This is a genomic window from Enterococcus sulfureus ATCC 49903 (assembly GCF_000407605.1).
GTDB classification, from domain to species: Bacteria; Bacillota; Bacilli; order Lactobacillales; family Enterococcaceae; genus Enterococcus_G; species Enterococcus_G sulfureus.
In genome coordinates this window covers 144,819-163,566 of the sequence record NZ_ASWO01000005.1, presented here as the reverse complement: position 1 = coordinate 163,566, position 18,748 = coordinate 144,819, and the positions used below count along the sequence as shown (strand labels likewise).

The window sequence follows — 18,748 nt, the reverse complement described above, 5'->3', positions numbered from 1 at the left end:
TTCAGAGTCATAGCAACTCGCTTTTTTCATTTAGTTTACGTCAATCGCCGTGATTTTAACCAACATATCGCCACCAGGAGTGGAGATCGTCACTTGATCGTTCAATTTTTTTCCAATCAAAGCTTGTGCAATTGGAGAGTCGTTTGAGATTTTTCCTGAAAATGGATCTGCTTCTGCACTTCCAACGATGGTATAGACTTCTTCTTCACCGTCTGGCAATTCAATAAACGTTACTGTTTTCCCAATTGAGACTTCATCATTGTCCAGATTCTCTTTGTCAATGATCTCAGCAAAACGAATCATCGTTTCTAACGTAGTAATGCGGCCTTCCATAAAGGCTTGTTCATCTTTAGCAGATTCATACTCAGAGTTTTCAGAAAGATCCCCAAAACTACGAGCAATTTTGATACGCTCAATGATTTCGCCACGTTTGACCGTTTTTAATTCTTCTAATTCTTGTTCTAACTTTTCTTTACCTTCCAAAGTCATTGGATATACTTTTTCTACCATACTCATAGTTCTCCTTCGTGTTATTCTTTTTCAATTTTCGTATTATTGATTGTCTACGTATTTCGCTTGGTTCACTAAATGTTCTTCATAGGTTTCAGCAAAATACACTTTTCCAGTTTTGATATCTGCGACAAAGTAATAATCCTTATTGCTATCTGGATTCAATACTGCTTGAATGGCTTGTTCACTTGGATTATCAAATGGTCCTGGTCCAAAACCTGGATTTACATAAAGATTATAGGGAGAATCTGTTTTTGTATCTTCGATCGTCACCAATTCTTTATGTTCACCTAACGCGTATAAGATCGAAATATCAGATTGCAATGGCATACCCGCATCCAAACGATTAAAGAATACTTGAGCGATCTTACGACGATCACTGTCAGTTACACCTTCTTTTTCAACTAATGAAGCCAGTGTCATGACTTCTTGAACAGTAAGGTTTTTTTGTTTAATCGTTTCATAGTAAGGAGACAGTACTTCATTAGTTTTCGTCACCATATTGGTCACCAATTCTTCTAATGTCATACCTGCATAAAAATCATACGTAGCTGGGAATAAGTACCCTTCCAAACGATAACGAACATCTGTCGCCTCTTTTGCACTATCGAGTAGATCTGGATATTTTTCGACTAGTGAATCAAAAAACTCTTGATTGCTCATCAAGGTTAGAAAATCCGTTTTTTTGTACGCTGTTTTTTCAGCAATAACGTCTCCGATTTGATCGATATCGTAGCCTTCTGGAATGGTCAACTTCGCATCTGCTTGTTGTCCGCTAACGCCACCATCTTTTAAGGCTTTTCCAATTTCTTCTAGTGTCATACTAGGCGAAAAATCATACGTACCTGCTTGAAAACCGGTTAAGTTATTGAATTTTGTATAATAATTAAATACTGTACCACTTTTAATAATTTTCTTTTCTTCTAAAATCTCACCGATTGATTTATTTGATGACCCAGTTGGGATCACAACTTCAATCTTTTGTTTACTCTTTGTGTCTAATGGTTGTAGACTTGTTGAAACGTAGCGGTAAATATTAAATGTTAAAATACCACCTACAACGAGCACAATCACTAATACAGTCAATGTAATCTTGCGCACAATTTTATCTTCTTTTTTTCTTAGTAAACGTTTATCGTTTTTAGAAGTATCTCCATCGTCTTCTGATATCAAGTGATTGTCATTGATTTCTTCTAGGTTGTCCTTAGGTTTTTTCATTGATTATCTTCCTTATATTATATAGAATTTCTTGCAGCGATTGTGTTTGCATACGTTCCCACTAACTTGTACCATTATACATGAAAATAATTCAAATAAAAACAGCAATCAAGAAAAAGAGAGAAGAAACAAGGAATTCTTCAGATTTGAGTATACTCCTGAACTTAAAAAAAACAGTGAAAGAGGATAGAATACTCTACCCTCTTTCACTCGACTAGTCGTAAACGACTAATGCTTATTTTACTGCGTCTTTTAAAGCTTTACCTGGTTTGAATGCAGGAACTTTGCTTGCAGGAATTTTGATTTCTTCACCAGTTTGTGGGTTACGACCTTTACGTTCTGCACGAGTGCGGACTTCAAAGTTACCAAAACCGATTAATTGAACCTTTTCACCGTTAGCTAAAGCTTCTTGAATAGTAGAGAAGACTGCATCAACAGCTGCTGTTGCATCTTTCTTTGTTAGATCAGTTGCAGCTGCAACTTTTTCGATTAATTCTGCTTTGTTTGCCATGAGATTTGTTTCACCTCCTGAATAGGTTTTCTTTCTCTTTTCTTGATTCTTTGAGTGGTCCAAAGAATCAAAATAATATTGACGAATAGGATCAATATTCTGATAATACGTTACCATAAGAATGTTGTAATATCAAGGATTTCAGCGATTTTATAGAAAAAAAGAGAAAAAACATCAAAAAACAAATATTCTTAAAAATTTTCTTTGTAAATTCACTTTTTTTATGCTAAAATCTACTATTTTCGACGACGCGCAATGATTTTAATTGGTGTTCCTTCAAATACAAAAGCTTTACGAATTTGATTTTCTAAAAAGCGTGCGTAAGAAAAATGCATCAATTCTTCTTCATTTACAAAAATCACAAAGGTCGGAGGTTTTACAGCTACTTGTGTGGCATAAAAAATCTTCAACCGCTTGCCTTTATCTGTAGGCGTTGGATTGATTGCGACTGCATCCATAATAATATCATTTAATACAGCAGAAGGGATACGTAAGTTTTGATTCATACTTACTAATTCGATCAATTCTGGCAATTGATGCAACCGTTGTTTGGTTTTTGCTGAAACAAACACGATCGGCGCATAGTCTAAATACTGGAATTCTTCGCGAATCTCTTTTTCAAAATCACGCATCGTATTGGTTTCTTTTTCGACTAAATCCCATTTATTTACAACGATCACTAATCCACGACCTGCTTCATGTGCATATCCGGCTACACGTTTGTCTTGCTCACGAATGCCTTCTTCAGCATTTAACACCATTAAGACGACATCCGAGCGCTCGATGGCACGCATCGCACGCATTACACTATATTTTTCAGTGGATTCATAGACTTTCCCACGCTTGCGCATTCCCGCTGTATCGATCATAGTAAACTCTTGACCAGATTCACTAACAAAGCTAGTATCGATGGCATCACGAGTTGTTCCTTCGATATCCGACACAATAACACGGTCTTCTCCTAAGATCGCATTGATCAAAGAAGATTTCCCAACATTCGGGCGACCAATCAAACTAAATTTGATAATGCTATCGTCGACTTCTTCAACTTCTGTGCTAAAATGTTTCACAGCTTCATCTAATACATCACCTAAACCTAATCCGTGACTACCAGAAATTGGATACGGTTCGCCTAAACCTAATGCATAAAATTCATAGATATCATTACGCATTTCTGGGTTATCGACTTTATTGACTGCCAGAATCACTGGTTTTTTGCTACGATATAAAATACGTGCGACCATTTCATCGGCATCGGTTACACCTTCGCGTGCACTTGCCACTAAAATGATAACATCGGCTTCATCGATCGCGATTTCTGCTTGGTGCTTGATCTGATCCATAAATGGTTCGTCGCCAAGATCGATCCCACCTGTATCGATAATACTAAATTCTCGCCCTAACCATTCACCAGTTGCATAAATTCTATCTCTTGTTACTCCGGGTGTATCTTCTACAATCGAAATGCGTTCACCGGCAATGCGGTTAAATACTGTTGATTTCCCGACATTCGGACGCCCTACGATCGCTATTGTTGGATTCGCCATTTCTAAATTCCTCCATCTCACTTGAATCTTTACTAGTTTACCCAATGATGCTTGAACTTGCAAGCTTTCTGTTAAGCTACTCAGAAAAAAAGACTGAGCATACGCGCCCAGTCTGATTTGTTAAATTTTTAAGAAGCGACGCATTGAAATGACCGAACCAATCGACCCAATCAAAATCCCAATTACAACTACACCGATCGCTGCTGGTAAAATAAATGTTCCTGGTGCTACTAGTTCATAATTTGAGCGCATCATGACTGGATTGGCTACATAATAAAATTGTTGATAGCCAAACACAATGATCGCAACTGGCACAAGCGCACCTAAAAAGCCGATCCATCCACCTTCTAAGAAAAATGGCCAACGAATATAGCCGTTTTTCGCTCCAACAAGACGCATGATTTGAATTTCACGTTGACGTGAAATAATCGTGATTCGAATCGTATTCGAAATTAAAAACATCGCAATAAATAAGAGCAATAGTGAGCCTACTAGCCCCCACGTCCGAACACCTTTGGCAATACTAAAGATTTTATCTGATAAATCATCTCCATAGCGTGCATCTTGAACATATTTGGTCAAGTCCTTAGCATCTTCTGTAATTCCTTTAACATACTGTGGATCAGTCGCACTGACGATATACACATCATGTAATGGATTGTCTTGTTCAAATAAATCCCATGCCTTACCATAACTGCCTTTGATTTTTGCTAATTGTTCATCTTTACTTGAAAACGTCACTTTATCCACATGCGCAATCGCATTTAATTCTTTTTCTAATTCCTTGCGATCTTCATCGTTAGCACCTGTGACAACAAAAACAGAGACATCTACATTTTTTTCCATATCGTCTGCTAATTTTACAGCATTCATAATAATCGCTGCAAATACCGCCAGTAATGCTAATGTGATCGTTACGGCACTTATGGCTGAGATCGACATCCATCCGTTACGACGTAAACTTTTGATACTCTCTGTTAAATGGCGGAAAAATGTTCTAATCATCGTATCCATATTCTCCTTCCGCTTGATCTCGAATGATCCGACCATTTTCAATCGCAATCACTCGGTGGCGAATCGTATTCACAATCGTACTATTATGTGTTGCCATGACTACAGTGGTCCCTTGTGAATTGATACGATCTAATAAACGCATGATTTCCCATGAATTTTCTGGATCCAAGTTTCCAGTCGGTTCATCGGCAATCAATACTTTAGGTTTATTGACGATCGCACGTGCAATACTAACACGTTGTTGTTCCCCACCAGATAGTTCACTTGGAAACACACGAACTTTATGTTTCAAACCAACGAGATCTAATACTTCCATCACGCGTTTTTTGATTTCACGCTGTTTCTTTCCCGTTACTTGCATCGCGTATGCTACGTTTTCATACACGGTCTTTTTCGATAATAACTTATAATCTTGGAACACGACACCAATTTCACGTCGCAGATAAGGGATATCACGATTTTTAATTTTAACTAAATTATAGCCTGCAACAGTCAATATTCCTTTTGTTGCTCTTTCTTCTCGATACATCAATTTGATGAATGTCGATTTACCTGCTCCCGAAGGTCCTACTACGTAAACAAATTCACCTTGATCAATTGTAATCGAAATATTACGGATGGCTGTTGTACCATTCGAGTACTTTTTTAAAACATCCTTCATTTCAATCATGTTTCTCAAATCCTTTCCCATACCGAACTAGTGTATCACAGCAGTATTGCAACCTATTTGCAGTAAATTACAAATAGATTGCAATACTATAACTTTTTATAGTTTATTCGTTTGTTAATTTTCGTTTGAGATACGCATCGATAAATCCATCTAGATCTCCATCCATGACAGCTTGAACATTTCCAGTTTCATAATTGGTACGATGGTCTTTAACCATTGAATAAGGATGAAAAACGTAGGATCGTATTTGTGATCCCCAGCCGATTTCCATTTGCTCACCACGAAGTGCTGCTGCTTCTTGTTCTTGTTTTTCCACTTCTAATTGGTACAGTTTAGCTTTCAGCATGCCCATCGCTTGCTCTCTATTTTTTAACTGTGAGCGCTGTGCTTGACTCGCGACTACTGTATTGGTCGGGATGTGTGTGATCCGCACGGCAGATTCGGTTTTATTGATATGTTGTCCACCAGCACCACTTGCACGATACGTATCGATTTTTAAATCATCTGTATTGATCTCAATATCGATCGTCGCATCAAGCTCTGGCATCACATCAACAGAACAAAATGACGTATGACGACGATTTGCTGAGTCAAATGGCGAGATTCGGACTAAACGATGGACACCTTTTTCTGATTTTAAGTATCCATATGCATTATGCCCTTTGATCAATAAGGTAACACTTTTGATTCCTGCTTCATCGCCTGCTAAATAATCCAGCATTTCCACTTGAAAGCCTTGTTTGTCTGCCCAACGTTGATACATTCGAAGGAGCATACTTCCCCAATCTTGGGATTCTGTTCCACCTGCACCAGGATGCAGCTCTAAAATAGCGTTATTGTGATCATACGGTTCATCTAATAACATGGCGAGTTCATACACACCCATTTTTTCAGTTAATTGCTTGATACCATCTACTAATTCAACTTCCATGCTCTCATCTGGTTCTTCTTGCAGCATTTCTAACATAACATCTAATTCTTCTAGCGCTTCTGCCAATTCATGGAATTGATCATAGGCTTCTTTGTTCACATTATTTTCATTGATTACCTTTTGTGCAGCTACGGTATCGTCCCAAAAACCAGGCTCAGCCATTCTTTGTTCAGCAATCGAAATCGCTTCTTCTAAATGATCTAAGTCAAAGAGACCCCCTAAAGCTATTGATTTTTGTTTGCATTTCGGCGATTTGATTTCGCATTTCACTGATTTCCATTAAATAATTCCTCCTTGAATATAAACGAAATAAAAAGCTGGTCCTAAACATGCGGCCAGCTTTTTATTTACTATAATCCTTTTCCGTGGCAGTTTTTAAATTTTTTGCCGCTACCGCAAGGACAAGGGTCATTACGACCAACTTTTTCAAATGCAGTCGGTTGTGCTTCATTTATTGGTTCTGCTTCACCTTGTGCGACTTGTTCTCGTTGCACATTTTGACGAATTTCAGCCTTCATAAACAAGCGTGTCACTTCATATTCGATTGCACCGACCATTGCTTCAAACATTGAATAACCTTCTGTTTGATATTCTACTAGTGGATTATTTTGTCCATATGCACGTAAGCCAATTGATTGACGTAGTTGATCCATCGCATCGATATGATCTGTCCATTTTGAATCGACTACACGTAGAATCACAACTTTTTCAAATTCCAATAGCTGCTCTGGACTATTTAATTGTTCCACTTTTTCATCAAAGACCGCTCTAGCACGATCGAATAAGTACGTTTTGATTTCTTCAGCTGATTTTCCTTTTAGATCTTCTTGTGAGATTGAATCCTCATGAACTAGCACACTACCAGCAAAATCGACGATTCCTTCATAGTTCCATTGAGCTTCTTCTAATTGAGTATGGCTATCCACAACACGTGCAATCGTACGTTTGACCATATTCAATAATGGTTCTGATAACGAAACTTCTTCCATAATCACTTGTTGACGTTGTTTATAGATAACTTCACGTTGTTCGCGCATCACATCATCGTATTGCAAGACGTTTTTACGGGTATCGTAGTTGTTTCCTTCTACACGTTTTTGAGCAGATTCAACTTGTTTCGTTAACATCTTACTTTGGATCACCGCATCTTCTTCATCGATACGTAAACGTTCCAAGAACATTTTAATTCGTTCTGACCCAAAACGTTTCATCAAATCATCTTCAAGCGATAGATAAAATTGTGAAACCCCAGGATCTCCTTGACGACCTGCACGTCCACGTAACTGATTATCAATACGACGAGATTCATGACGTTCAGTCCCGATAACAGCTAATCCACCAACTTCTTCAACACCTAATCCTAGCTTGATATCTGTACCACGTCCAGCCATATTGGTGGCAATCGTAACCGCACCTTTTTGACCTGCATTCAATACGATTTCTGCTTCTTTAAAGTGATTCTTAGCATTCAGTACTTCATGTGGAACTTTTTCTTTCGTTAACATTTGTGACAGTAATTCAGAAGTTTCTACAGCCACAGTTCCGACTAGAACAGGTTGGCCTTTACGGTAACGTTCTTTGATATCTTGAACGACAGCTTCAAATTTCGTTTGCAAAGTTGGATACAATAAATCTGCACGATCATCACGGACAACTGGTCGGTTGGTCGGAATTTGAATAACTTGGATATTGTAGATTTCTCTAAATTCTTCTTCCTCTGTCTTCGCAGTCCCTGTCATTCCTGATAATTTTTCATACATTCTAAAGAAGTTTTGGAAAGTGATCGAAGCCATTGTTTTTGTTTCATCTTCGATTTCTACGCCTTCTTTTGCTTCGATCGCTTGGTGTAATCCATCCGAATAACGACGACCATCCATAATACGACCGGTGAATTGGTCTACGATCATGACTTTATTTTCTTGTACTACATAATCGATATCTAAAATCATGATGTAGTTTGCACGCAATGCTTGATCCAAATGATGGGTCAATGCTGTATTTTCTAAATCATATAAATTATTTAGATTAAATGCTTTTTCAGCTTTTTCGATTCCTTGTTCAGTGAAACTGATTGTTTTAGATTGTAAGTCGATTTTGTAGTCTTCTTCTTCTTTTAGACGTTTCACAAAACTATCGGCACGTGTATAAAGTGCTGTTGATTTTTCCGCTTGTCCTGAAATGATCAATGGCGTTCTTGCTTCATCGATCAAAATAGAATCCACTTCATCCACGATCGCATAGTTCAATGGTCGTTGTACCATTTGATTACGGTATACCACCATGTTGTCGCGTAGGTAATCAAACCCTAATTCATTATTTGTACTATACGTAATATCGCAAGCATACGCAGCACGTTTTTCTTCTGAAGATTTTGAATTGATATTCAACCCAACCGTCATCCCTAAGAAATTATACAACTCCCCCATTTCTGTTGAGTCACGTGTCGCTAAATATTCATTTACTGTAACAACGTGAACTCCTTTACCAGAAAGGGCATTTAAATAAACAGGCATCGTAGCCGTTAAGGTTTTCCCTTCACCGGTACGCATTTCTGGGATATTCCCATCATGCAAGACGATCCCACCCATTAATTGGACTTTATAAGGATAGAGTCCTAATACACGTTTAGCCGCTTCGCGAACAACCGCAAACGCTTCAGGTAATAATTCATCAAGTGTTTCACCTTTTTGATATCGGCCACGAAATTCATCTGTTTTTGCTTGTAAAGCAGCGTCATCTAAATTTGCCATTTGATCGGCGTAACCATCAATTTTTTTTGCAATTTGTTCTAAACGTTTGATTTCTTTTTTATCATTTTCAATTAATGTTTTCAAAAAATTTGCCATTCGTATATATATCTCCTTCACGTCAATTTCGTGTAAAACGACAGTCTTCAAGTTATTTTATCATTACTTGAAGAGAAAAGGAACATTTTCTACCGATTCTCTACTATAGTTTAATATTTTTACATAAAAAAACTACCAGAAAGGGAGTGTTTTAAAAACACTCCTTTCTGGTAGTTGCTTAACTGCATTTTAGATAGCGGATTAATTTGTTTCGATTAACCCGTATTTTCCATCTTTACGACGGTAAACGATGCTTGTACCATTTGTTTCCGCATCTTCGAAAATAAAGAAATTGTGTCCAAGCATATTCATTTGTAGAACTGCTTCTTCACTATCCATCGGTTTTAATGAAAGACGTTTTGTGCGAACGATATCCAACTCAGCAATTTCATCATCTAAATCTTTAGTTGCTAAGAAGATGTCTTCTGGTGATACCTTTTCACGGGATTTGCGATTAATTTTTGTTTTGAATTTACGGATTTGACGTTCTAGTTTATCTACAACTAGATCGACACTTGCATATAAATCAGGCGAAGTTTCTTCTGCACGTAATACTAAGTATGGTAACGGAATCGTAACCTCAACTTTAGCGGTTTTATCAGAATACACTTTTAAATTTACATGTGCTGTTGCTTCTGGTGAATCGCTGAAATAACGTTCTAATTTACCAACTTTTTTCTCAACGTATTCTCGGATTGCTTCAGTAACCTCGATATTTTCTCCACGAACATTAAATTTAAACATACAAAGGACCCCTTTCATCTACCAATTAAAAAGAAATATAGGACCACTCTTATTTCTCTTTACATGTATATTATAACTAAGTTCAAGCGAAAAGTAAAAAGAAATCGTTTCCTTTATATTTAACGTGCAAATGAGAAGGTTTGAATTTTTTTAACAGGTAGTCTAAGCAAGCATTCTGCTGCATGAAACATCGTTCGACCTGTTGTATAAACATCATCTACTAATAAAATCGAACGGCCTTCGACCTGATCGGCAGTGATTGCTAATTGAAAAGGTTGCCTAGTCTGTAAGCGTTCATGTCGCTTTTTCTCACTTTGCGGTGCACTATGGATTTCTTTTTTTAATAACATCTGATACGGAATCTTAGCCTGTGTTAAGACGAATTCTACTTGATTAAACCCTCTTTGGCTAAATCGTTGCGTGGATAAAGGAATCGGGCAAATGATCCATTGATCGAATCGACGAAGATGCTGTTTCAATACAGGAACAAACGTAGAAGCCAGCAGCGTCTCTTGATTGAATTTGTAACGTGTCAGCCATTCTTTAAAGCCATCTTTATATTGATACAATGCATGATGACAAAAGGCATATTCTGGATAATTGCATTGCCAAAGAAGACACTCGTCGCATTGGTGATTGGCTTCTTGCGTTTTGCAACAGGTTGGACAACGAAATTTACTGATGGGTATAAAACGCTGTTGGCAACTAAAACAGAATTCTGAGATCGGATAACGCAAACTGATGATTTCACTAAATGTAAGGTTTCTGACAATCGCTTTTTGACAATAACTACACTTCATCGGACTTTGCCAAACGATTCATTTGTTTGATTTCAGCGCAAGCTGCTTTGATTGCTTTCGTCTTGCGGCGATATAAAAACCATACTTCTCCCATGACAACGTCTCCTTTACGATCCACTCGACCAGCAATCTGAACCAAAGCAGATTTTGAATACACGCGATGGTCCGCTGCAAGAACGACAACAGAAACTTTAGGAAATGTGACTCCGCGCTCTAAAATCGTTGTTGTCACTAAAATATCGTAAGATTCTTCTCTTGCATTTGTCACAATGAGATGACGTTCTTCCTCGTTAGCATGGACACATGCAACACGATAGTTTGGAAGCGTTGTTTTTAATACCTTATAAACACTTTGAACCAATTCAATGCTTGGACAAAAAATCAAGGTGAAGGTTTGGCTAGCTAAATGTTCCACTAAACGGCTTAATTTTTTAATCGTACGTTTTGTCAACTCTTGCCAATCCGTATGAAACGCTAAGTGTGGAACCGGTAGATCTCGCCCATGAAATCGTTTTGGCAATGTCCGTTGTTTTGTATTAGTTGGCAATTGTTGTAACAAATGACGCGAAGGTGTTGCTGTTAAAAAAATTCGAGTACCAAGTGTTGTCACTGCCTGTTCTTGCGCATATAACAGCTGCTGGTCGCCTTCATACGGAAATGCATCCGCTTCGTCCAAAATCAACAGATCAAAAGCTTGATAAAAATGAATTAATTGATGTGCTGTGCAAACGGTTAACTGACTATAACGATATTTTTCCTCAGCATCCCCATGAAGTAACACGCAATCTACAGTCGGAAAAGCATCTCTTAGTCTAGGATATAATTCTCGACAGACATCCACACGAGGGGAGGCAATGACGATTCGTCCTTTTTGATTCAAAATAAAGGTAATCACTGGAAACATCATTTCCGTTTTCCCAGCACCTGTTACTGCCCAAACAAGTTGATCTTCTCCATTCTTCACTCCTTCAACCAATTGATCCGCTACCTTTTGTTGTGCCTTGGTTAACTGACCTTGCCATGCACAACCAAAAACTTGATTATGCTGAATAGTCGGACCCATTAACAATCCATCTTCTAAAGTCACTTTTCCATAACGAGCACAAGCTGGACAATACACGACTGGATGATCATTAGGAAATGTAAATTGAAAATTGCACCGTTGACAATGATAATTATTTCGACTAGCAATCAAAGCTGGTCGACTAGTAGGATAATCGATTTGCGAAACAACCTGCATCTTTCCTTCGTCCATTTTCCTCACCTCTATAGTAGATACGCAAGTAGATACGCAAAAAAAAAACCATACGACTATTTTTTATCGACTCGATAAAAAATAGCTGTATGGTTTGAATTATTCCAATAAGGTGCACGCGGAATTTAAAATTCGGACTTCATCCATCATGCCATATGCTGCCATATTGATGACTTCATAAGGAATTTGCTGATCTTGAACTAATTTTTCGACTACTGGTCGCAAATAACGTACTTGTGGACTGAGCAATAAAGCATCTGCATGGTACTGTGCAAATTCTCGTTCGAGTTCTGTTGCAGGTACAGCAATCAATTCTAATGGTAAATCGTTTGCAAAAATCAATTTCTGCATTTTCGCAACCAGGATATTGGTTGTAAGTCCTGTCGTACAGACAAGTAATATCGTTTTTTTCATGTATCTCGTTCCTCACTTTAGTAAATTATGTAATCGATTAAATCGAAAAATTGCATCGCAGATTATTTTTTTATATACTTTCATGGGAGGGAAAGCTATGTTAGACCATTACATCACAATCGCACGCGATCATCAAGCTGAAATCGACATCAAAAAATCACGCTTTATCTGTGCCTTGTATCATATCGAGACCGAAGAAGAAGCAAAAGACTTGATTCAAGCTGCAAAAAAAGAGCATCCAAAAGCAAATCATCACTGTTCCGCATTTATTTTAGGAAAACAAGGTGAGATTCGACGATCTAGCGATGACGGCGAACCTAGCGGAACTGCCGGTGCCCCTATTTTAGAAGTATTGACCCAAAATCAAGTCGTCAATGTCTTAGCGATCGTCATTCGTTACTTTGGCGGAATCAAATTAGGCGCAGGTGGTTTGATTCGTGCCTACTCTACCTCAACTTCGCATGCATTACAAGACGTTGGATTAGTCGACGTGCGTCAAGAAAGACAACTTTTTGTGACGATTGATTATGCTCAAGTAGATAAACTCACACACTATCTTCAAACGATCGATCAGCCTATTCAAAAAATCGATTATGCTGAAACGGTTCAGATGACGTTATGTACATCGCTAGAAGATCAATTCGTTCTAGCTATCACAGATTTTGTAAATGGACAAGTTCAGATTAAACGTGGTGAAATCGTTGAAGTCTGCTATCCCTACACACCAAATTAGAGGTAGGATAAAAAAGTAGACACTGGGTGTCTACTTTTTTATTTTTCTAAGTAAAATTCAAAACGCGACGCAACATATTGTGTACGCACATATTCAAATGGTTGTCCATTATCTAAAAATGAAACTTGCCGCAAACGTAAAATCGCATCGCCTTTTTTCACATTTAAAAAATCTGCTACATGTTCAGACGCGATTGTAGCCGAAATCGTTTGATTTGCTCGGCTAATAGTCTTACCTTCACTTTCTAGTGCAGCATAAAGTGAACGAGTAATCTTTTCTTTTGATAAATGCTCTACGAATAATGCCGGAATCGTAGCCACTTCAAAACAAATCGGAACATTGTCAGCATAACGAATCCGTTCCATACGAACTACCGTATCAGACTCGGAAAGTTTCAAATTCTCACGTTCACTCGATGTTGGTGTAGTAACAAAATAAGAAGTTACTTTACTAGAAGGAATACGTCCTTGCGACTCCATGATTTCAGTAAAACTAGTTGTACCGGTCATTTTTTCTTGAACTTTTTGGTTGGCCACATATGTTCCTGAACCTATCTTTCGTTCCAAGATCCCTTCATCCGATAGTAACTGAATCGCTTGTCTTAACGTCATACGACTTACATCAAAATATTGGGCAAGTTCTCGCTCAGACGGTAAACGATCGCCAATCTGCCATTCATTGCGCTCGATTTTCGCTTTTAAAGCATCATGAATTTTAATATAGATAGGTACCTCTGCCATCTACTTCCTCCTTACATCACTGTGTTTAGTGATTTTTCGCTTTCCACTTGATACGTGCTTGCGTCAATTGTTTTCCTTTAGGGGTATCGCGTTTGGTTTCTTCTTGTTGTTGCTGTGTTTTGGTTAGATCATATACTTCTAAGGCTTTTGCTTCGATTTTTTCCTTTACTTTTTTGTCCATTTCATCTTCAGTTCCTCCTTTAAATTACAATAAAAAAAGAGTATCGAATACAAGATCCGATACTCTTTGCTAAAAGACTGGGGTAGCTGGATTCGAACCAACGCATGAGGGAGTCAAAGTCCCTTGCCTTACCGCTTGGCTATACCCCAATGATGGAGGAGAGTGGATTCGAACCACTGAACCAAAAGGAACGGATTTACAGTCCGCCGCGTTTAGCCACTTCGCTACTCCTCCATAAGTTGTCTAAAACAACTCGACCTATTTATAATACACTAGTCTTTTCTTTTATGCAAGTAAGATATCGAATTTTTATTCTTGTAAATTCCATTGGCGAATAAATAATTCTACGGCATCGTCCATTGTTTTTGCACTCCCGATATGCTCTTCACGTACAAATACTTGAAATTCTTTTGGTGCATAGACCAAAATTTCACCGATTGTTTTTTTACCTAACATCAATGTGGCTACTTCGTATGTCGTACCTTGAATCGTCTTCGTTGTCTCTTCCATACGAATTTCAGTTTCTTTATTTTTTTTCATTTCGTCACCTCTATTAGAGTTTAGCATAAAAGTATAAAAAAATATAGAATCTTTAAATGAAACAAATCCGACTAAAGCGTCGGATTTGTTTTTTAAGGATTAACCAATACGGCTGTCGCTTGATATCCAGCTTGAGTGAGTAAGGACTCTACTTGACTCGCTTGCGTTGTGTCTACTTGAACTTCAATGATCGTTTTTGTCTCTTGGTGATTGACTACTACTGTTACAATACTTAATGCATGATCTGCCAAAATTTGGGCTACTTTTGCAATGATGCCCAATTGATCGTTTACAATTTGGATCGTCACTCTTGTTCCACCTTGAGCGTATCCAGTTATATTTAAAAAGGCGTCAAAAATATCATTGTTCGTAATAATCCCAACCAATTGCTCTTTTTCTAAGACAGGTAAAACTGCAATATTTTTTTTGCGCATCTGATCAATCGCTTGTTCGAGCAATGCATCTGGTGCAATCGTTTCGACTTTTTTGAGCATCACGTCTTTTACTTTAGTTTTTGTAATTAAATAATTCAATTCATAAACACTTAACGAAGTTGCTTTTGAAGGTAATGCTTCATGAATGATCCCTTCTGTAATCAATCCCACTAATTTTTCATCTTGAACAACGGGTAAACGATGAATTTCATGTTGTTTCATCAAATCGATTGCATCAAATACCGGTGTTTCTGGAGTTACCGTTATCACTTTAGTTGTCATAAAATCACGTACGCTCATATTCTATCCTCCTAGATATGCTTTTTTCACTTCTTCACTACTTAGTAACGCTTCTCCCGTACCTTCTAAAACGATTTTTCCAGTTTCCAACACATAACCACGATCTGCAATCGATAACGCCATATTTGCATTTTGTTCGATCAATAAAACCGTTGTGCCTTGCGCTTTGATTTCTTCGATGATTGAAAAAATCTCACGAATAAAGATTGGAGCCAATCCCATTGAAGGTTCATCTAATAATAATAATTTTGGTTTTGACATCAACGCACGCCCCATTGCTAACATTTGTTGCTCTCCACCAGATAAAGTCGCGGCATCTTGATTTTTTCGTTCTCCTAATACAGGAAACTTTTTAAATACTTGAGTGTAGTCTTCTTTCACTTGTTTGTCTTTACGTAAGAAGGCACCCATTTCTAAATTTTCTTGAACAGTTAGTCCCGCAAAGACATGACGGCCTTCTGGCACTTGCGACAATCCAGAAGAAACAATTTTTTGCGGTGCCATTTTTTGGATCGGTTGATCCACAAATGAAATCGTTCCTTCAGATGGACGAATAAGTCCAGAAATCGTACGTAAAATCGTTGTTTTCCCTGCTCCATTGGCTCCAATCAACGAGACGATTTCTCCTTCATTGACATGAAAAGATACATCATGAACTGCCTGGATCATTCCATAGTGGACAGATAGATTTTCAACAGTCAACATTATAATTCGCCTCCCAAATACGCTTGAATTACGCGAGGATTATTTTTGATCTCGATTGGAGTCCCATGTGCGATCACTTGTCCATATTCTAAGACATAGATACGCTCACAAACATCCATCACTAAGTTCATATCGTGTTCAATCAATACGATCGTTAAGCCAAATTCTCGTTGGATTTTACGAATCAATTGCGTTAATTCTGCGGTTTCTTGCGGGTTCATTCCAGCAGCAGGTTCGTCTAAAAACAACACTTTCGGCTTCGTTGCCAATGCCCGAACGATTTCCAATCGTCGTTGTTCTCCATAAGGTAAATTTTTCGCTAGCGTATTGATTTTTTCTTCCATATCAAAGATACGCAGTAACGAAAGTACTTCTTGTCGCATCATTTCTTCCGTTTTATAAAATTTTGGCAAACGAAAGACGCTCGTTAGGAAGCCTTCTTTATTTTTAGCATTCATAGCAATCAACACATTGTCCATTACCGTCAATTCTTTAAACAATCGAATATTTTGGAAGGTTCGTGACAATCCCAGATCAGCTACTTTATAAGGTTTCACACCATTTAATCGTTGCTCTTTATTGCCAACGGTTAAAATCACATCTCCTTCACTTGGTTCATAGACACCTGTTAAAAGGTTAAATAGTGTGGTTTTTCCCGCACCGTTCGGACCAATTAGTCCAATCAATTCATTTTCTTCTACATCTAAATTGACACGTGAGACCGCTGTTAGCCCACCGAAATGTTTTGTTAAGTTACTTACCGTTAATAGGGGCATTTGGGCCATCTCCTTTCTTTGTAAAACGATCAAATAGACGCTTCACTGAAAATTCCCAAGTACCAAGCAATCCACTTGGTTTAAAGATCATGATGATAATCAAGGCCAAAGCATAGATGATCATACGTAAACTACCAAAGTCTTGTAGATACATATTGATCACCCCCAATACAACGGCTGCCACCACAGCACCTGTTGTACTTCCTAGACCACCAAATACAACAATGATCAAGATATCGATAGATTTATTAAACGTATAGTCGCTTGGAAAAACAGATTGTTGGTAACTTGCATAAAGTGAACCTGCAAGACTAGCGATCATCGCACCAAAAACAAACGCGATTACTTTAAATTTTGTTGTATTGACTCCCATCGACTCCGCAGCGATCTCATCTTCACGCACTGCTAGTGTAGCGCGTCCTGAGCCACTATTAATAAAGTTTGAGACAAATAAAATACTGATTACAGAAAAAATAAAGACAATTTGCCAATTGCTAAATTCTGGAATCCCAAAAATTCCAGAAGGTCCATTGGTTAACCATCCCATATTCACAATAAAAATACGAATGATTTCAGAAATCCCCAGTGTTGCAATCGCTAGATAGTCACCTTTTAAACGTAGTGTAGGAATCCCAACAACTAACGCAATGATTCCTGTTACGACCATCCCTGCAATCAATCCAATCACAAAGCCACCAATCGTTGGCATCTGACTTGTAATAATGGCACTTGCATATGCTCCAATCGCCATAAAACCAGCATGTCCTAAAGAAAATTGACCTGCAAATCCAATAATTAAATTTAAACTAACAGCTAACATAATGTTGATTCCGATATTGACAATAATCGCGTCTGTAAAAATATTAATGACGCCACCATTATATAATCCAAATAAGCCAAAATAAAGAACCAAGGCGATCAGTAGCCAAACGAGATTATACTTTAGATTTTTTTTCATTTCAGCCACCTACACTTTCTCTTTAATGTTTTTACCTAAAATCCCAGCAGGGCGAATCAATAAGATTAAAATTAAAATTCCATATACTAAGGCATCTTTATATGCTGAAAGCCCTAGTGCGGTAGATAAGGTTTCTACCAATCCAATCACAAAACCACCGACTGCAGCTCCTGGGATCACACCGATTCCGCCTAATACCGCAGCTACAAAAGATTTCAATCCTGGAACGACTCCCATCATCGGATCAATTGAATTGTAATATAGTCCGATCAACATGCCACCAGCTGCCGCCAACGCAGATCCTAATGCAAAAGTAAACGAAATCGTCCGATTGACATTGATCCCCATTAATTGTGCTGCATCTGGATCCACACTAACCGCACGCATCGCTTTCCCCATACGCGTTTTTTTAATGATCAACTGCAACAAAATCATCAAAACAAGCGAAACACCTAAAATCAATAATTGAATATTGCTAACGGATAAAAAGCCTAGATCATAAGTTTTACGTTCGATCGCTTGTGGAAATGAGCGTTTATCTGGTGTAAAAAAATAGATCATGACATTTTGTAGTAAATAAGATACACCGATTGCTGTAATCAATGCTGAAATACGTGTTGATTTACGCAATGGACGATAGGCTAAAATTTCTATTATAACTCCAATCGCCGCACAACCGATCATCGATAAAATCATCGCAGGAAAAAAACCTAATCCTAATTGTTTAATCAAAAAATAGCCAATAAAACTTCCGATCATATACACTTCACCATGAGCAAAGTTGATCAATTTTATAATTCCATATACCATTGTATAGCCAAGTGCCATCAAGGCGTAAATACTACCTAAAAATAATCCATTGACTAATTGCTGTATAAGCATTTCCATCGTATCGTTCCTTTCTTAAAAAGAAACTGGAAC

The 18,748-nt window shown here is 37.9% G+C and carries 21 protein-coding genes and 2 tRNA genes; 1 reads left to right on the top strand and 22 read right to left on the bottom strand.

Annotation, left to right across the window (positions count from 1 at the left end; translation table 11 throughout):
- Positions 1-30 precede the first annotated feature (30 nt).
- From greA to I573_RS06775, 12 genes are all read right to left on the bottom strand, one after another.
- On the bottom strand, positions 31-510 hold the full coding sequence (gene greA / locus I573_RS06830) for a transcription elongation factor GreA (RefSeq protein ID WP_016185758.1): 480 nt from the start codon (positions 508-510) through the stop codon (positions 31-33).
- Between the two features lie 42 nt (positions 511-552).
- Positions 553-1,728, bottom strand: coding sequence for an endolytic transglycosylase MltG (gene mltG, locus I573_RS06825; protein ID WP_016185759.1), 1,176 nt, complete (start codon positions 1,726-1,728; stop codon positions 553-555).
- A 235-nt stretch (positions 1,729-1,963) separates the two neighbouring features.
- A complete protein-coding gene (locus I573_RS06820) occupies positions 1,964-2,356 on the bottom strand; it encodes an HU family DNA-binding protein (RefSeq protein ID WP_162138472.1) in 393 nt (130 codons plus the stop codon).
- A 119-nt stretch (positions 2,357-2,475) separates the two neighbouring features.
- Positions 2,476-3,786: a ribosome biogenesis GTPase Der gene (gene der / locus I573_RS06815; RefSeq protein WP_016185761.1), complete on the bottom strand. Its 1,311-nt coding sequence runs from the start codon at positions 3,784-3,786 to the stop codon at positions 2,476-2,478.
- A 120-nt stretch (positions 3,787-3,906) separates the two neighbouring features.
- Positions 3,907-4,791: a permease-like cell division protein FtsX gene (ftsX, locus tag I573_RS06810; RefSeq protein ID WP_016185762.1), complete on the bottom strand. Its 885-nt coding sequence runs from the start codon at positions 4,789-4,791 to the stop codon at positions 3,907-3,909.
- Positions 4,784-5,470, bottom strand: a complete 687-nt coding sequence (gene ftsE / locus I573_RS06805) for a cell division ATP-binding protein FtsE (RefSeq protein WP_016185763.1) — start codon at positions 5,468-5,470, stop codon at positions 4,784-4,786. Before ftsE ends, ftsX begins: the two co-directional genes overlap by 8 nt.
- Positions 5,471-5,573: 103 nt before the next feature.
- Positions 5,574-6,681 (bottom strand): peptide chain release factor 2 gene (prfB, locus tag I573_RS06800; RefSeq protein ID WP_155855539.1). Its coding sequence is split into 2 segments (ribosomal slippage): positions 5,574-6,608 and positions 6,610-6,681, totalling 1,107 coding nucleotides; the frame shifts between segments, so codons are not numbered across the junction.
- 70 nt (positions 6,682-6,751) lie between these two features.
- Positions 6,752-9,247 carry a preprotein translocase subunit SecA gene (secA, locus tag I573_RS06795; RefSeq protein WP_016185765.1) on the bottom strand — a complete coding sequence of 832 codons (2,496 nt, stop codon included), beginning with the start codon at positions 9,245-9,247 and terminating at the stop codon, positions 6,752-6,754.
- A 201-nt stretch (positions 9,248-9,448) separates the two neighbouring features.
- On the bottom strand, positions 9,449-9,991 hold the full coding sequence (hpf, locus tag I573_RS06790; protein WP_016185766.1) for a ribosome hibernation-promoting factor, HPF/YfiA family: 543 nt from the start codon (positions 9,989-9,991) through the stop codon (positions 9,449-9,451).
- Between the two features lie 119 nt (positions 9,992-10,110).
- On the bottom strand, positions 10,111-10,791 hold the full coding sequence (locus tag I573_RS06785; RefSeq protein WP_016185767.1) for a ComF family protein: 681 nt from the start codon (positions 10,789-10,791) through the stop codon (positions 10,111-10,113).
- Positions 10,781-12,046 carry a DEAD/DEAH box helicase gene (locus tag I573_RS06780; protein WP_016185768.1) on the bottom strand — a complete coding sequence of 422 codons (1,266 nt, stop codon included), beginning with the start codon at positions 12,044-12,046 and terminating at the stop codon, positions 10,781-10,783. The genes I573_RS06785 and I573_RS06780 overlap by 11 nt, the downstream gene beginning before the upstream one ends.
- A gap of 99 nt (positions 12,047-12,145) precedes the next feature.
- Positions 12,146-12,460 (bottom strand): PTS sugar transporter subunit IIB, encoded by a 315-nt coding sequence (locus I573_RS06775; RefSeq protein WP_016185769.1) that lies wholly within the window; start codon positions 12,458-12,460, stop codon positions 12,146-12,148.
- A 97-nt stretch (positions 12,461-12,557) separates the two neighbouring features.
- On the opposite strand from I573_RS06775, the gene I573_RS06770 reads away from it, so the two are divergent.
- Positions 12,558-13,193: a YigZ family protein gene (locus I573_RS06770; RefSeq protein ID WP_016185770.1), complete on the top strand. Its 636-nt coding sequence runs from the start codon at positions 12,558-12,560 to the stop codon at positions 13,191-13,193.
- 38 nt (positions 13,194-13,231) lie between these two features.
- Here I573_RS06770 and I573_RS06765 read toward each other — a convergent pair whose 3' ends face one another.
- The 10 genes from I573_RS06765 to I573_RS06725 all read right to left on the bottom strand — a co-directional run bounded on the left by I573_RS06765 (position 13,232) and on the right by I573_RS06725 (position 18,715).
- Positions 13,232-13,933, bottom strand: coding sequence for a GntR family transcriptional regulator (locus I573_RS06765; protein WP_016185771.1), 702 nt, complete (start codon positions 13,931-13,933; stop codon positions 13,232-13,234).
- A 25-nt stretch (positions 13,934-13,958) separates the two neighbouring features.
- Complete coding sequence (locus tag I573_RS11525) at positions 13,959-14,114, bottom strand: hypothetical protein (RefSeq protein ID WP_016185772.1); 156 nt, start codon at positions 14,112-14,114, stop codon at positions 13,959-13,961.
- A gap of 77 nt (positions 14,115-14,191) precedes the next feature.
- Positions 14,192-14,263: transfer RNA gene (locus I573_RS06760), tRNA-Gln, on the bottom strand.
- Positions 14,264-14,267: 4 nt separating this feature from the next.
- Positions 14,268-14,348: transfer RNA gene (locus tag I573_RS06755), tRNA-Tyr, on the bottom strand.
- Between the two features lie 75 nt (positions 14,349-14,423).
- Positions 14,424-14,654: a DUF2969 family protein gene (locus tag I573_RS06750; protein ID WP_016185773.1), complete on the bottom strand. Its 231-nt coding sequence runs from the start codon at positions 14,652-14,654 to the stop codon at positions 14,424-14,426.
- A gap of 92 nt (positions 14,655-14,746) precedes the next feature.
- On the bottom strand, positions 14,747-15,388 hold the full coding sequence (locus I573_RS06745; protein ID WP_016185774.1) for a CBS and ACT domain-containing protein: 642 nt from the start codon (positions 15,386-15,388) through the stop codon (positions 14,747-14,749).
- Between the two features lie 3 nt (positions 15,389-15,391).
- On the bottom strand, positions 15,392-16,093 hold the full coding sequence (locus I573_RS06740) for an ABC transporter ATP-binding protein (RefSeq protein WP_016185775.1): 702 nt from the start codon (positions 16,091-16,093) through the stop codon (positions 15,392-15,394).
- Positions 16,093-16,869 (bottom strand): ABC transporter ATP-binding protein, encoded by a 777-nt coding sequence (locus I573_RS06735; protein ID WP_016185776.1) that lies wholly within the window; start codon positions 16,867-16,869, stop codon positions 16,093-16,095. The genes I573_RS06740 and I573_RS06735 overlap by 1 nt, the downstream gene beginning before the upstream one ends.
- The gene (locus tag I573_RS06730) at positions 16,847-17,827 is read right to left on the bottom strand and encodes a branched-chain amino acid ABC transporter permease (protein ID WP_016185777.1); all 981 of its coding nucleotides are present in this window, start codon (positions 17,825-17,827) and stop codon (positions 16,847-16,849) included. The genes I573_RS06735 and I573_RS06730 overlap by 23 nt, the downstream gene beginning before the upstream one ends.
- 9 nt (positions 17,828-17,836) lie before the next feature.
- Complete coding sequence (locus tag I573_RS06725; protein ID WP_016185778.1) at positions 17,837-18,715, bottom strand: branched-chain amino acid ABC transporter permease; 879 nt, start codon at positions 18,713-18,715, stop codon at positions 17,837-17,839.
- Positions 18,716-18,748: the final 33 nt, after the last annotated feature.

What these genes read in the sequence shown, in the direction of transcription:
- I573_RS06735 (WP_016185776.1), bottom strand. Translation starts at nt 16,869, where the DNA reads ATGCCCCTATTAACGGTAAGTAACTTAACAAAACATTTCGGTGGGCTA.
- I573_RS06775 (WP_016185769.1), bottom strand. Translation starts at nt 12,460, where the DNA reads ATGAAAAAAACGATATTACTTGTCTGTACGACAGGACTTACAACCAAT.
- secA (WP_016185765.1), bottom strand. Translation starts at nt 9,247, where the DNA reads ATGGCAAATTTTTTGAAAACATTAATTGAAAATGATAAAAAAGAAATC.
- hpf (WP_016185766.1), bottom strand. Translation starts at nt 9,991, where the DNA reads ATGTTTAAATTTAATGTTCGTGGAGAAAATATCGAGGTTACTGAAGCA.
- I573_RS06780 (WP_016185768.1), bottom strand. Translation starts at nt 12,046, where the DNA reads ATGGACGAAGGAAAGATGCAGGTTGTTTCGCAAATCGATTATCCTACT.
- I573_RS06765 (WP_016185771.1), bottom strand. Translation starts at nt 13,933, where the DNA reads ATGGCAGAGGTACCTATCTATATTAAAATTCATGATGCTTTAAAAGCG.
- I573_RS06770 (WP_016185770.1), top strand. Translation starts at nt 12,558, where the DNA reads ATGTTAGACCATTACATCACAATCGCACGCGATCATCAAGCTGAAATC.
- der (WP_016185761.1), bottom strand. Translation starts at nt 3,786, where the DNA reads ATGGCGAATCCAACAATAGCGATCGTAGGGCGTCCGAATGTCGGGAAA.
- I573_RS06750 (WP_016185773.1), bottom strand. Translation starts at nt 14,654, where the DNA reads ATGAAAAAAAATAAAGAAACTGAAATTCGTATGGAAGAGACAACGAAG.
- I573_RS06725 (WP_016185778.1), bottom strand. Translation starts at nt 18,715, where the DNA reads ATGGAAATGCTTATACAGCAATTAGTCAATGGATTATTTTTAGGTAGT.
- ftsX (WP_016185762.1), bottom strand. Translation starts at nt 4,791, where the DNA reads ATGATTAGAACATTTTTCCGCCATTTAACAGAGAGTATCAAAAGTTTA.
- I573_RS06820 (WP_162138472.1), bottom strand. Translation starts at nt 2,356, where the DNA reads ATGGTAACGTATTATCAGAATATTGATCCTATTCGTCAATATTATTTT.
- I573_RS06785 (WP_016185767.1), bottom strand. Translation starts at nt 10,791, where the DNA reads ATGAAGTGTAGTTATTGTCAAAAAGCGATTGTCAGAAACCTTACATTT.
- I573_RS06745 (WP_016185774.1), bottom strand. Translation starts at nt 15,388, where the DNA reads ATGAGCGTACGTGATTTTATGACAACTAAAGTGATAACGGTAACTCCA.
- greA (WP_016185758.1), bottom strand. Translation starts at nt 510, where the DNA reads ATGGTAGAAAAAGTATATCCAATGACTTTGGAAGGTAAAGAAAAGTTA.
- I573_RS06740 (WP_016185775.1), bottom strand. Translation starts at nt 16,093, where the DNA reads ATGTTGACTGTTGAAAATCTATCTGTCCACTATGGAATGATCCAGGCA.
- I573_RS06730 (WP_016185777.1), bottom strand. Translation starts at nt 17,827, where the DNA reads ATGAAAAAAAATCTAAAGTATAATCTCGTTTGGCTACTGATCGCCTTG.
- ftsE (WP_016185763.1), bottom strand. Translation starts at nt 5,470, where the DNA reads ATGATTGAAATGAAGGATGTTTTAAAAAAGTACTCGAATGGTACAACA.
- mltG (WP_016185759.1), bottom strand. Translation starts at nt 1,728, where the DNA reads ATGAAAAAACCTAAGGACAACCTAGAAGAAATCAATGACAATCACTTG.
- I573_RS11525 (WP_016185772.1), bottom strand. Translation starts at nt 14,114, where the DNA reads ATGGACAAAAAAGTAAAGGAAAAAATCGAAGCAAAAGCCTTAGAAGTA.